General features: G+C 62.1%; 12 protein-coding genes. 4 read left to right on the top strand and 8 right to left on the bottom strand.

The window, feature by feature from the left end:
• The first annotated feature begins 275 nt into the window (after positions 1-275).
• On the top strand, positions 276-464 hold the full coding sequence (locus BMW97_RS15805; protein WP_021241815.1) for a YfgG family protein: 189 nt from the start codon (positions 276-278) through the stop codon (positions 462-464).
• Here the strand turns inward: BMW97_RS15805 and BMW97_RS15810 are convergent.
• On the bottom strand, positions 461-1,351 hold the full coding sequence (locus BMW97_RS15810) for a LysR family transcriptional regulator (protein WP_045908579.1): 891 nt from the start codon (positions 1,349-1,351) through the stop codon (positions 461-463). The genes BMW97_RS15805 and BMW97_RS15810 overlap by 4 nt on opposite strands.
• Before the next feature lie 97 nt (positions 1,352-1,448).
• Between BMW97_RS15810 and BMW97_RS15815 the strand changes: the two genes are divergently transcribed.
• From BMW97_RS15815 to BMW97_RS15825, 3 genes are read left to right on the top strand one after another with little or no spacing between them, the layout of a single operon-like run.
• The gene (locus BMW97_RS15815) at positions 1,449-2,678 is read left to right on the top strand and encodes an MFS transporter (RefSeq protein WP_045908578.1); all 1,230 of its coding nucleotides are present in this window, start codon (positions 1,449-1,451) and stop codon (positions 2,676-2,678) included.
• A gap of 51 nt (positions 2,679-2,729) precedes the next feature.
• On the top strand, positions 2,730-3,197 hold the full coding sequence (locus tag BMW97_RS15820; protein ID WP_032675311.1) for a DUF6130 family protein: 468 nt from the start codon (positions 2,730-2,732) through the stop codon (positions 3,195-3,197).
• 11 nt (positions 3,198-3,208) lie between these two features.
• Positions 3,209-3,952, top strand: coding sequence for an alpha/beta fold hydrolase (locus BMW97_RS15825; RefSeq protein WP_045908577.1), 744 nt, complete (start codon positions 3,209-3,211; stop codon positions 3,950-3,952).
• A 54-nt stretch (positions 3,953-4,006) separates the two neighbouring features.
• On the opposite strand, the gene iolB is transcribed toward BMW97_RS15825, so the two are convergent.
• The 7 genes from iolB to BMW97_RS15860 are packed head-to-tail and all read right to left on the bottom strand — an operon-like array spanning position 4,007 to position 12,373.
• Positions 4,007-4,831, bottom strand: a complete 825-nt coding sequence (gene iolB, locus BMW97_RS15830) for a 5-deoxy-glucuronate isomerase (RefSeq protein ID WP_045908576.1) — start codon at positions 4,829-4,831, stop codon at positions 4,007-4,009.
• Between the two features lie 9 nt (positions 4,832-4,840).
• A complete protein-coding gene (gene iolE / locus BMW97_RS15835) occupies positions 4,841-5,731 on the bottom strand; it encodes a myo-inosose-2 dehydratase (protein ID WP_045908575.1) in 891 nt (296 codons plus the stop codon).
• Positions 5,732-5,742: 11 nt separating this feature from the next.
• A complete protein-coding gene (gene iolC / locus BMW97_RS15840) occupies positions 5,743-7,647 on the bottom strand; it encodes a bifunctional 5-dehydro-2-deoxygluconokinase/5-dehydro-2-deoxyphosphogluconate aldolase (protein WP_045908574.1) in 1,905 nt (634 codons plus the stop codon).
• A 12-nt stretch (positions 7,648-7,659) separates the two neighbouring features.
• A complete protein-coding gene (locus tag BMW97_RS15845) occupies positions 7,660-8,793 on the bottom strand; it encodes a Gfo/Idh/MocA family protein (protein WP_045908573.1) in 1,134 nt (377 codons plus the stop codon).
• 8 nt (positions 8,794-8,801) lie between these two features.
• Complete coding sequence (locus BMW97_RS15850; protein ID WP_045908572.1) at positions 8,802-9,830, bottom strand: ABC transporter permease; 1,029 nt, start codon at positions 9,828-9,830, stop codon at positions 8,802-8,804.
• An 11-nt stretch (positions 9,831-9,841) separates the two neighbouring features.
• Entirely contained in the window at positions 9,842-11,389 is a 1,548-nt protein-coding gene (locus BMW97_RS15855; protein WP_032675318.1) for a sugar ABC transporter ATP-binding protein, read from the bottom strand.
• A gap of 54 nt (positions 11,390-11,443) precedes the next feature.
• Positions 11,444-12,373 carry a sugar ABC transporter substrate-binding protein gene (locus BMW97_RS15860; RefSeq protein ID WP_008502118.1) on the bottom strand — a complete coding sequence of 310 codons (930 nt, stop codon included), beginning with the start codon at positions 12,371-12,373 and terminating at the stop codon, positions 11,444-11,446.
• Positions 12,374-12,396: the final 23 nt, after the last annotated feature.

Here is a 12,396-nt window from a genome sequence, read left to right on the forward strand (position 1 = left end):
AGCATGTCGGGCGAACAGTGTGGAGGAAGGATTTTAAATATCAGGGCCGGGAATCCGTTGACATAAATCAAACTACTTTACGCAAATAACATTTTGTGGCGTTTTTTCGACATCTTTTTCTTCATATTATCAATATGGTAAATGCGTTGATTAATTTCAATAACATTAATTAATGTAAACATTGACGGTTATTTACACATCACAGAATTGACCCCATCTTCTCGCTGTGCCTTAATATCCTTATCGCCCGGAAGGGCTTATCCAGGAAAAACAGAGTGAGTCAGGTCACGCGTATGCGCAAACGACATCGATTTAACACCCGAATGACCCGCATCATACTGCTCATCAGCTTCCTGTTTTTCTTTGGCCGCTTCGTTTACTCTTCGATTGGCGCCTGGTACCACCATCAGGATAAAACCCAGTCGCAGCAATCCAGCCTGACCGTCGACACCGCTGACCGCTAAACCGCCGAAGGATGCTGCACGAGCCGAATAAGGGCCGCGATCCCTTTGCTGAGGATTTTATCCTGCCGCATGACCACCGCCAGCTGCCGCTGCAGCATGGGCATCAGCGACATCACCCATAGCCCTTCGCGATCGACCTCCTGTTCCACCGCCATGCGCGGCACGATGCTGTAGCCCAGCCCTGCGCGAACCATCCGTTTGATCGCCTCGATGCTGCCAAGCTGCATCACCGGCGCGATCGCTAAACCCTGGGCGGCAAACCAGCCGTCGATCAGCGCCCGGGTCCCACTACCTGATTCAAAGGCTATCAGCGGATGAGCGTGCAGCGCGGCTGGGGTGAAGTCCCTGAATACAGCCTGCTGTTCCCTTGAGGCGATAAAGACAAACTCTTCGTCCATCACCGGCATCACGTCCAGCGCTCTGCCACTCACCGGCAGCGTGACCAGCCCCATATCGAGACGGTTCTCTTCGATAGCTCTGACGATGTCGAGGGTGTTGCCCGTCGTGACCCCCACGCTCAGGAGCGGATAGTCGCGGCGTAGCTGCTCCAGCAGCGGCGGCAGAAGATGGATGCAGGCCGTTGCCCCCGTGCCAAGGGTAATGGTGCCGCTTACGTCGTGGCTAAACGCATTCACGGCCCGGATGGCGTCATCCACCACCTGCTGAATACGCTCCCCGTGCGCCAGCAAGGTTTCTCCGGCAGCCGTCGCCTTAATCCCTCGCCCGGTACGCTCCACCAGCCGCGTTTGCAGAAACTGCTCCAGCTGGCGTATTTGCAGGCTGACGGCGGGCTGGGAGAGGCCCAGCACGTCCGCTGCCGCTGAAAAACTGCCGCGCTGGATCACCAGACGGAAGGTGGCGAGATAGCCCAGATTAAGCGTCGTCATTCAAAGTTTCTCTTATACCGCGCATAAGGTTGCGGCCCTGCCAGCACAATACCGCGCCCGTTATGCTCAGGACAACTGCATAGCGGAATGAACACTCATGGAAATACCTGCCCTGCCACACCGCCTCGCCCTCACGGCCGGGTGCAATCAGCTCATCAACTGGGGGATCTCGTTTTATATGCCCGGCACCTTTGCGCTGGCCATTTCAGCCGACCGGGGATGGTCATCACCGCAGATTTACCTCGGCCTGACGCTGGCGATGCTGGTGATGGCGGTAGTATCCCCTTTTGTCGCCCGCCTGCTGGCACGCTTTGGCGGTCAGAAGGTGGTGATGGGCGGAACGCTGCTGATCGCCGCAAGCTGTGCCTGTATGGCGTATACCCGGACGCTTTATGGCTGGTACGGCGCCTGGCTGGTCGCAGGCGTGGGAATGCGCCTGTCGCTGTACGATGCGCTCTTCGCCGCGCTGGTCAACCTCTACGGACAGCAGGCGCGAAGAACAATCTCGCGCGTCACGCTGGCGGGCGGGCTGGCCTCCGTCGTCTTCTGGCCGCTGGGCGATGCGCTGCTTCACGTGATGCGCTGGCAGGACGCATTACGCATTTATGCCCTGCTTGGCCTGCTGAGCGCGTTGCTGATCCGCACGCTTCCCCGGCAGCGGCTGACGGTGACGACGAAAATCGCCGCACCGCCGCTGAACAACGAGCGCCGAAACGGCTGGCTTTATGCCGCCTTCATTGCCCTCATCACCTTTGTCTCTAACGGCACCTCCACCCATCTGCCGGAGTTTATTGCCCACTACGGCCTGCCGGTCGCTATCGGCATGCTGTGGGGAATCGGCCAGACGGGCGCGCGCTCGCTGGAGGTGCTGGCGGGGGCTCGCTTAACGCCCTTCACGTTAACGCTTTTTACCGCTCTCGCCATGCCGCTCTGTTTTCTTGTTGGGTTGAGCAGCGCCCTGTTTGTCTGGTGTGCGGCCGGCTTTGTGCTGGGCTATGGGGCCATCAACGGGCTGGTTACCCTTGTCAAAGCCACCCTGCCGCTGGAGCTGTTTAGCGCGGAAAGCTATGCCCGCCGCACGGGCATGCTGCTTATCCCCGGTCAGCTTATGGCCGCAGCCTCACCGTATGCCTATGCGTGGCTAAATAAAACGCTGGGGATCGCGGGTGCAATGGGGGTATCGACGGGCCTGACGCTGCTGATTGCCGGGCTGGCGATAGCCATTGTGCGCCGTCCCGGGAGGCAAACTGTATCGCACTGTATCCCGCGGGCCACGGTGACAAACGGGTACAAAACGCCCCCTCCGGCAAATATCTCCGATACATAAAAATGGTTTTCTTTCCCTGTCGCCATTGAGAACTGATGAGGAGAGAGAGCAATGATTCGTCGCTACGTAATTTTCCCCCTGCTTGTCCTGACATCCGTCGCAGGTGCCCAGGCCACACCTCTGGACAATCTGAGCGCCGCGGACGTTAACGGCCCCGCCGCCGTTGCCCCGCTGGCGCAGCCGCAGCCGCCTGCAAAACTGATCGTCGATCCGCCGCTTGCCGGGCCGCTGAGCAAAGGCGCGGTGTTTATCCAGTACCGCGCCGAAAACCTTCGCATCGAGCCGGTATTCGGGCCCGACGCGCTCAAGGTCACCCCGCGCATCGGGCACATTCACGTGGTGGTGGATGATGCACCGTGGCACTGGGCTGACACCAGCGGAGAGCCGGTGATCCTGGTGGGGCTGCCCGCCGGTAAACACAAGGTGACGATAATTCTGGCCGACCCGACGCACAAGCCGCTCGACCACAAAACCGTTGAATTCACCGTCCCGCCCCACGCGGCGGTCCACCATTTTTAAGGAGTCTGAAGATGAAAGCACTGTCTGTAGTCACGGCAGGCCTGCTGGCGCTTTCCGCCAGCGCCTTTGCGCAGAGTAAAACCAGCGTCGTGTTGGTCCACGGCGCGTTTGCGGACGGCAGCAGCTGGAATAAGGTCATTACCCTGTTGCAGAAACAGCACGCAGAGGTCATTGCCGTCCAGCTGCCGCTCACGTCGCTAAAAGATGACGTTGCCGCCACAAAGCGGGCCATCGCCCGCGCGCGGGGTGACGTAGTGCTGGTGGGTCACTCCTGGGGCGGCACCGTGATTAGCGAAGCGGGCAACGATGCGCGGGTAAAATCGCTGGTGTATGTGGCGGCTTTCGCGCCGGACTCCGGCCAGTCGACGGCGGACCTGGCAGGAAGCTACCCTGCACCGCCGGGCAGCGCGGGCATTGCCAAAACGGCGGACGGCTATTTATACCTGCCGACGGAAGCCGTCAGGAAGGATTTCGCGCCGGACGTGAAGCCAGCCATTCAAGATACGATTGCAGCCACGCAGGGGCCAATTAAGGCCGAGGCGTTTGGTGAAAAGGTCGCCCACGCGGCGTGGCATGACAAACCGAGCTGGTTTGTGGTCAGCAAGAATGACCGAATGATCAACCCCGATCTTGAGCGTACGATGGCAAAGACGATCCACGCGAAAACCACCGAGGTGGCGGCGAGCCACGTGTCGATGGTGAGCCAGCCGCAGATCGTTGCCCGGACGATTGAGCAGGCGATTGACGCAAAGTAATTTTTTGCGAATTGTAGGCCGGGTAAGCGCAGCGCCACCCGGCAAAAAACAGCCTCAGCGCCCGCCATCCGCGGGATAATCCCGATTAATCCACGCGTGATCCTCTTCCCAGGTGAACATCCATTTGCGCACCGGCCCGGCCATCACGTTGAGATAATAGCTGTCATACCCGGCCATCGTCGCCACCGGGTGGTATCCCTTCGGCACCATGACCACGTCACGGTTGTAGACCGCCATACACTCATCCAGCGCTCTGTCGTCGGTGTAAACCCGCTGCATACAGAACCCCTGCTCCGGGTTGAGGCGATGGTAGTAGGTCTCCTCCAGATACGTCTCCTGAGGCGGGTTATCCGTGTCGTGCTTGTGGCTCGGGTACGAGCTGGTGCAGCCCTCGTTGGTCCAGACCTCCACCACCAGCAGGCTGTCGGCGGGCTTGTCTTCCGGCAGAATGTTATGCACGTAGCGCTGGTTGTGGCCCTTGCCGCGCGCTTCACCGTCGATATCCTGCGGCGCAATCAGCCGCGTCGGACAGGTGCCCTTGCCCGGCGCAGCGCAGACCGCCAGCTCCAGCGTCGTCAGCGCCTTCACCTGCACCGTCTCCTGCGGAGTGACGTACACCGCCCACGGCTTGATGCGCTCGAACGGGCTCATCCGCTCGCCGATGTCGTTAAACTGCGCGGAAGGCGTGCTGATGGAGGCGCGTCCTGCCACCAGCACCAGGCAGCGCTCTTCGCGGACGGCGGGCAGCGTCAGCGTCTGCCCCTCCTGTAGCTCATACGCCTCAAAGCCGACGTACCCCCACCCTGCGCTTTCCGGCGTGACGGACTGGGTGCGCCCCTCCGCGTTCGGCTGTTGCCAGCGTGATAACAGACGTGACATGTCACCTCCTCAAATCAGTCCGGCGTCGCGCGCCAGACGGCTCAGATTGTTATACCCCAGACGGGCGTAGGTCAGCGGATGGGCAATGGCCGGATCCTGCTCCGCCTCCACCACCAGCCAGCCGTGATAGTTCTGCGCCTTCAGCAGCCGCATGATCGGCGGGTAATCCACGCAGCCGTCGCCCGGCACGGTAAACACTCCGCTCAGTACCGCATCAAGGAAGCTGGTTTTACGGTTTTTCACATCCGCCAGCACGTCGGCACGCACGTCTTTGCAGTGAACGTGGTTGATACGCGACGCCCAGCGCTGCGCCACCGCCAGCGGATCGGCCCCGGCAAAGGTAAGATGGCCGGTATCCAGCAGTAGCCCCACCGCGTCGCCGGTGTGGGTCATCAGATTGTCCACGTCGTCGGCGGACTCAATCACCGTGCCCATATGGTGATGGTAGGCAATCTGCACGCCCTGCTGCTGGGTGTAGCGCGCAAATTCGGTAAGCTTCTCGCCGTACTCCTTCCAGCGCGCCTGCGGGAAGCGCGGGCGCAGATGCACCGGGGTCTGCTGCTCGCCGTGAATGCAGCCGCTCACTTCCGCAAAGACCAGCACCTTCGCCCCCAGCTCGCGCAGGAGCGTCAGGTGGGACTGCACGGCGGCGATCTCCTCCTCCACGCTGCGCTCCAGCAGGCGGCCGGAATACCAGCCGGAGACCAGCTGCAGGTCGTGGCGCTGAAGGATGGGGCCGAGCAGGCGCGCTTCGCGCGGGAACTTATTACCCAACTCGAAACCGGCGAAACCGGCCTCTTTACCTTCGCTCAGGCAGGTCTCAAGCGACGTCTCCGCGCCGAGAGAAGGCAGATCGTCGTTCGTCCACGTCAGCGGGTTAATGCCCAGTTGTACACTCATTGTCGTCTCCATTATGCGTGTCCGCGCTCGCGCCACCAGGCGATAAGCTGCAGGTAGTTGTCCCGGATGCGCGCCACCAGCTGCGCATCATCAATATCGTGCTTCAGCCACGCGCGGGAGGCATCGCCGAACAGCGTGCGCCCTACGGCGAAGCCTTTTACTACCGTCTGCCCCGCTGCGGCCCTAAAGTCGGCGCGCAGCTGTTCCGCCGGAGCGTCCAGGCCGAGGATCACCACCCCGCGGCAGTGCGGGTCCCGGCGTTCGATAATCTCGCTCAGCGCCGTCCAGCCCTCCGCTGAGAGCGGCGGCAGCTTCCACCAGTCGGGATAAATGCCGAGGTTGTAGAAGCGGGAAATGGCGCGCAGGTAGAGCTCGTCGCTGCGCGGCATGCTGGCGGGAAGGATCACCTCCAGCAGCAGCTCGTGCCCGGACCGGCAGCAGGCGTGATACACCTCGGCAATTTTCTGCTCCTGCTCCAGGCGCAGGCCGTGAGCGTCTTCCGGATGGAAAAAGACCAGACACTTCACCACGTGCTCCTGCGGCCAGCTGATGAGCTGGGTGCCAATGTTGCCATGCTCCATCTCCAGCGGACGCGAGCCCGGCAGCTCAATGGGGCGACCAATCCACCACCCCTCGCCGGTGATGGCGTTCAGCGCGTCCTGACCAAAGGTGCCGTCGCACAGCAGGCCAGCTTTGCCCTCCAGCCCGGCACGGCTCGCCGCCTCGCGGCTGGCCTGCAGGATCAACTGCTTCAGCGCCGGAATGCGCCCGATCGACGCGCCGCACTGCAGCGCCATATCCTCAAGCTGGCTGCGGTGGTCGAAGGCCATCACGCACAGCTCCGGCCACTCGCGGCGGCGGGTGGTCACCCGGTGGAGGTGGTTCAGACGCGGGTCGAGGTCCGGGCGCGGCACATCCGCAGCGCGGGAGAGATAGTCATCCAGCTCGATTTTGCTCGGCATCGCCGGGGCGCAGCCGTGGCGCGAGACCACCAGCGCGCCGCAGGCGTTGGCATAGCGACACGCCTGCTCCCAGCCCTCGTCGTTCAGGTAGCCGCGCAGCAGGCCGGACATAAACGCGTCCCCCGCGCCGAGGACGTTCAGCACCTCCACGCGCACGCCAGTCACCGTCAGGCCGTCGTCCAGCCGGGGTGGAATGGCGTCGGTATAGACCGAGCAGCCGAGGGCGCCGCGCTTGCAGACCAGCGTTGCTTCACTCACGGCACGCACCTGCCCCAGCGCCTGCAGGGTCTCCGTGCTGCCGCCCGCAATGTGAAACTCCTCCTCGGTGCCGACGATGACGTCGAAGAGGTGCAGCACCTCCTGCAGCTCGCGGGTGACCTTATCGGCGGCGATAAAGCGCGTTTCACCGTCGCCTAAGGAGGTCAGCCCCCACAGCACCGGACGGTAGTCGATGTCCAGCACCGTGCGCACGCCGTGACGGCGGGCATAGCCCAGCGCCGTCAGCACCGCATCGCGGGTCTGAGGATGAGAAAGGTGAGTCCCGGTGATGGCAAGACAACGTGCGGAGGCAATGTAGCTTTCGTCCACATCGCTGGCCGTAATGGCCATATCCGCGCAGTTATCGCGATAAAAAATAAGAGGAAAGGTGTCCCGGTCTTTAATGCCGAGTAGCACCAGCGCCGTGAGGCGGTCTTTATCAGTAATCAGATGGCTGGTATCGCAGCCCACCTGGTTAAGCTCTTCCCGCAGGAAGCGGCCCATATGTTCATCGCCGACACGCGCCAGCATCGACGAGCGCAGGCCCTGGCGCGCGGTGCCGTACGCCACGTTGCCGGACGAGCCGCCGAGGTATTTGGCAAAGCTCGACACATCCTCCAGACGGGCACCAATCTGCTGACTGTAGAGGTCTACCGCCACGCGGCCCATGCATATCACATCAAACTGCTTTTCCACGTTGATACCTCATCAGACAATGTCGTTCACGTTCAGCCAGCGGCCTTCCTGGTGCGAGAGCGCGATCGCGTCCAGCACGCGCGACACCTTCCAGCCCTCTTCGAAGTCCGGCCACATCGGCACGTCGGCGGCAATCCCGTCCACCAGATCGCGCACCTCCACCGTTTTTTGATCGTTAAAGCCTATCCCGTGGCCTGCGCCCATGCAGAACGCGGCGTAGTCGGGGTGTGCAGGGCCAACGAGTAAGGTGCGGAATCCCTGACGGTTAACCGGATCGTCATGCAGATAGAGCTTCAGCTCCGCCATGCGCTCCTGGGTGAAGCTGATGGCGCCTTTCGTCCCGGTAATGACGTACGACAGCCCCATCTTGCGGCCGCAGGCGACGCGGGAGGTTTCAATCACGCCCTGCGCCCCGCCCGCGAAGCGCACCATGGCGTGGGCCTGATCCTCGTTTTCGACGGCAACCATGTCCGACGAGTCGGCCTTCGCCGGGCGTTCCGGGACCACGATCTTCAGGTCGCCGCAAACCTGCTCAATCTCCCCGACCAGGTACTGGGCCATGTTGACGATATGCGCCGCGAGGTCGCCCAGCGCTCCCAGCCCGGCGGTCTCTTTGAAGCAGTGCCAGTGAATGGGCGAGCGCGGGTCGGCCATATAGTCTTCGTTGTGGGTGCCGTAGAAGTGGATCACCTCGCCAATCTCGCCGCGGGCAATAATCTCCTTCGCCAGCTGTGCCGTCGGGTTTTTCATGTAGTTGAACCCCACCAGCGTTTTCACCCCGGCCCGCTTCGCGGCGTCGACCATCTCCCGTGCGTCGTGGGCGTTCAGCGCCAGCGGCTTCTCCGAGTAGACGTGCTTGCCGTGGCGGATCGCCTCCAGCGCCATCTCTTTATGCAGATGGTTGGGTGAGCAAATATCCACCACGTCGATCGCCGGGTCGGCCACCAGCGCCCGCCAGTCGCCGGTGGAGCGGTTGAAGCCAAACGCCTGCGCGCGCGCTGCCGCCAGCTCCGGCGTGACTTCCGCCACCATTTCGCGCACCAGCCTGCCGCGCAGGTTGAACACCGTCGGGGCCTGGGCATAGGCGATAGCGTGCGCCTTGCCGATATACCCGGTGCCAATCAATCCAATACGAACCTCTTTCATCGTGATCCTCACAGTGCGCCGCGACGGCTCTTGGCGTAGGTATCAAACGCCACCGCCAGAACGATAATTAATCCGGTGATAATCTGCTGGTAGTAGGCCGAGACGTTCATCAGCACCAGGCCGTTAATCAGAATCCCCATGATGATGGAGCCGATAATGGTGCCGCCGATGCGCCCGTAGCCGCCCATCAGCGAGGTGCCGCCAATCACCACCGAGGCAATGACGCGCAGCTCAAAGGAGATCCCGGCCACCGCCTCGGCGCTCCCCAGACGCGCGCTCAGAATGAAGCCCGCCAGCCCCGCCAGGCAGCCAATCAGCACGTAGACGCTGACCAGCACGCGCTTGACGTTCACCCCCGCCAGGCGCGCAGCCTCCGGGTTACCGCCGATGGCGTAGACGAAGCGGCCCCAGCGGGTTTTATGCAACGCCAGATAGCCGCCGAGGGCGACGATGGCGAAGATCCAGATCGGAATGGAGATGCCGAACAGCTCCCCGCGCCCCCACCAGCGGTAGCCCTGATCGAAACCGGCAATCGGCGCGCCGTCGTTGATCACCAGCGTCAGGCCGCGCCAGATGGTCATCCCGCCGAGGGTCACGATGAACGGCGGCAGGCGCAGGCGGGTCACGCCCAGACCGTGCAGGAAGCCAATCGCCGTGCCCATCGCCAGGCAAATCCCCAGCCCAATCAGCCAGCTCATGCCGCCCCAGGCGTTCGGGTCGACGGTGGTGAAGTTGTCGCCCTTAATCACGTACGCCGCGGTCATGGCGCAGACCGCCAGAATGGAGCCCACGGAGAGGTCAATCCCGGCAGTCAGGATGACAAAGGTCATCCCCACGGCCATGATCCCGTAGATGGAGACTTCGGTCAGGATGTTGAAAATATTGCGTTCAGAGAAAAAATTGCTGTTCTGCGACTGGAAGAAGATCAGCAGCAGGATCATGAAAATCAGAACCCCGAAGCGCTCGAAGAAGGCGATGGGATCGATGCGTCCGGCGCGTTTGACCGGGGCCTGCGTTTTAGAAATCATCTGCGTCATGAGAAACTCCGTTATGCCGCGTTCAGGGCGTTGTGGTTGATGGCCATCATCGTCATCAGCCGTTCTTCGTTAGCGTCGTCACCGTGGATCTCGCCGGTCACCCGGCCTTCGCTGAGGGTGATGATCCGGTCTGACACCGCCATCACTTCAGGCAGATCGGAGGAAATCACGATCACCGCCACGCCCTTTTTCGCCATGTCAAACAGCACCTGGTGCACTTCCGATTTGGTCCCCACGTCGATGCCGCGCGTCGGCTCATCGACGATCAGCACCCGCGGGTTGAGCGCCATGCAGCGCGCGAGGATCACCTTTTGCTGGTTACCGCCGGAGAGCTTGCGCACCTCCTGCGCGCTGTTGACCATTTTGATCTGCAGCGCCTTGCGGTAGGACTCGATCAGATCGTCCTCTTTGCGGGTGTTCACGAACCAGCGCCACTGCAGCAGCGAGGAGAGGCAGGAGAGCGACAGGTTGTCGCGAATCGACAGTCCCAGCACCGCCCCCTCTTTTTTGCGGTCTTCCGGTACCAGCGCCACGCCCTGGTCGAGGGCATAGAGCGGGTCGCGCGGCTGGTACGGTACGCCGTCCAGCTCAAAGCTCCCGGCGGTAAACGCGTCTGCGCCAAACAGGCAGCGCGCCACCTCGGTGCGTCCCGCGCCCACCAGTCCGGCAATGCCTAAGACCTCCCCGGCGTGAACGTGGAAGCTGATGTCATGCAGGGCGATGCCGTGCGGATCCAGGGGCGGCTTTTCGCGGCTCAGCCCCTTCACCGCCAGACGGACGGGTTTGTCCTCATGATGGGTTTCGCTGGCGGGACGGCGATTAAAGGCCACGTCGCGCCCGACCATCAGGCGGATCAGTTGTTCGACGTTGGTCTCCGCCACCGCGCCGGTGCCGGTGAAACGGCCGTCCTGGAAAACGGTGAAGCGGTCGCAGAGCTGGAAAACTTCGTGCAGGCGGTGGGTGACATAGATAATGCTCACGCCACGGTTTTTAAGCTCGCGCACCACGCGGTGCAGGCTTTCCACCTCGCTGTCGCTCAGCGCGGCGGAGGGTTCGTCCATAATGATTAGCCTGGCGTTGAGGGTCAGCGCCCGGGCGATCTCCACCATCTGCTGCTGGGCAACGCTCAGGCGGGCGACCGGGGTGGTCGGTGCAACGTTCAGCTGCAGATAGTCGAGAATGACCTGCGCCTCCTGATTGACCGCCTTTTCGTCGACGATCAGGTTACGTTTACGCGGCTCGCGCCCGAGAAACATGTTTTCCGCGACGGTCATGTTGGGCAGCAGGTTGAATTCCTGATAGATGGTGATAATGCCCTTGTTCTGCCGTTCCACCGGGGAGTCGTCCACCGGCAGCGTTTCGCCGTTGAACCAGATCTCCCCGCGGGTTTGCGGCTGCGCCCCCGCGAGCGCCTTCAGCAGCGTGGATTTACCCGCCCCGTTTTCCCCCAGCAGGGCGTGGATCTCGCCCGCGCCGACGGTCAGCTGGGCGCTGCTTAACGCCCAGACGCCGGAAAAGCTTTTTGCCAGGTCGGTCACTTTCAGTAAGGGTTGCGACATCGGTCTGCTCCTCCTTTAGAGTGAGCCGCCGCGCCAGCGGCGGCTGCGGATAAATCAGTTACCGGCCTCACCGATACGCTCAGCCTGCTGCAGGTTCTCTTTGGTGATCAGCGTCGGCGGGTAGTCGGCCCCGGTGATGGCTTTTTTCTCGCGCACGTTGGCCACCAGCTGGCTCATCGCCGTCTGCACCGCAAAGCCCGGACGCTGATCCGCCGTCACCGCCAGCCAGCCGTCGCGCACGCGGGCCAGCGCTTCCGGTACCGCATCAAAGCCGGTGACCAGAATTTCGCCCGGCTTCACGCCCTGGCTCTGCAGCGCTTCAATCGCCCCCAGCGCCATGTCGTCGTTGGCGGAGAGGATCACCTGAGGACGTTTCGGCAGCGAGGGCAGCACGCTTTCCACGATGCGCATCCCTTCAGAACGCATCCAGTTGCCGGTCTGATCGGCGACGATCTTGTACTTATCCCCGCCTGCCTTCAGGCTGTCGCGGATCCCTTTGGTGCGTTCGATGTTGGAGGAGGAGCCCGGCTGGCCGGTCAGCAGAATGATCTCCGCCCCGTCGGGGAATTTGGTTTTGACGAAGTCGCCAATCGCCTGGCCACCTTTGTAGTTATTGGCGCCAAAGTGCGGCACCTTCTTCTGGCTGTCGACGGAACGGTCAAGGGTGACCACCGGCAGCTTCGCATCCTGAATTTCATCCACCGCGCTGGAGACCGCATTCACGTCGTTCGGGGAGACGATAAAGCCCTGCGCGCCGCGGGTGATGGCGTTTTCCAGGTCAGCCACCTGCTTCGGTGAACTGCCCTGCCCGTCCAGCACCTGAAGCTTCACGCCCATCTCTTTTGCGGCTTTTACCGCCGTGCGCTGCATGTGAACTTCAAACGGCATGGCCAGGTTTGGCGTACTGAAAACAATTTGCTCGTTTTCGGCGAGGGCGGCCCCGGACGTCATGGCGATGAGGGCGGCTACGATCAGTTTTTTCATTATTATGTCTCTCTGTGTAGGGT

Source organism: Enterobacter sp. NFIX58, assembly GCF_900110475.1.
Lineage (GTDB): Bacteria > Pseudomonadota > Gammaproteobacteria > Enterobacterales > Enterobacteriaceae > Enterobacter > Enterobacter quasiroggenkampii.

Coding starts and splice junctions, on each gene's coding strand:
- BMW97_RS15810 (WP_045908579.1), bottom strand. CDS start 1,351: ATGACGACGCTTAATCTGGGCTATCTCGCCACCTTCCGTCTGGTGATC.
- BMW97_RS15815 (WP_045908578.1), top strand. CDS start 1,449: ATGGAAATACCTGCCCTGCCACACCGCCTCGCCCTCACGGCCGGGTGC.
- BMW97_RS15820 (WP_032675311.1), top strand. CDS start 2,730: ATGATTCGTCGCTACGTAATTTTCCCCCTGCTTGTCCTGACATCCGTC.
- BMW97_RS15825 (WP_045908577.1), top strand. CDS start 3,209: ATGAAAGCACTGTCTGTAGTCACGGCAGGCCTGCTGGCGCTTTCCGCC.
- iolB (WP_045908576.1), bottom strand. CDS start 4,831: ATGTCACGTCTGTTATCACGCTGGCAACAGCCGAACGCGGAGGGGCGC.
- iolE (WP_045908575.1), bottom strand. CDS start 5,731: ATGAGTGTACAACTGGGCATTAACCCGCTGACGTGGACGAACGACGAT.
- BMW97_RS15845 (WP_045908573.1), bottom strand. CDS start 8,793: ATGAAAGAGGTTCGTATTGGATTGATTGGCACCGGGTATATCGGCAAG.
- BMW97_RS15850 (WP_045908572.1), bottom strand. CDS start 9,830: ATGACGCAGATGATTTCTAAAACGCAGGCCCCGGTCAAACGCGCCGGA.
- BMW97_RS15855 (WP_032675318.1), bottom strand. CDS start 11,389: ATGTCGCAACCCTTACTGAAAGTGACCGACCTGGCAAAAAGCTTTTCC.
- BMW97_RS15860 (WP_008502118.1), bottom strand. CDS start 12,373: ATGAAAAAACTGATCGTAGCCGCCCTCATCGCCATGACGTCCGGGGCC.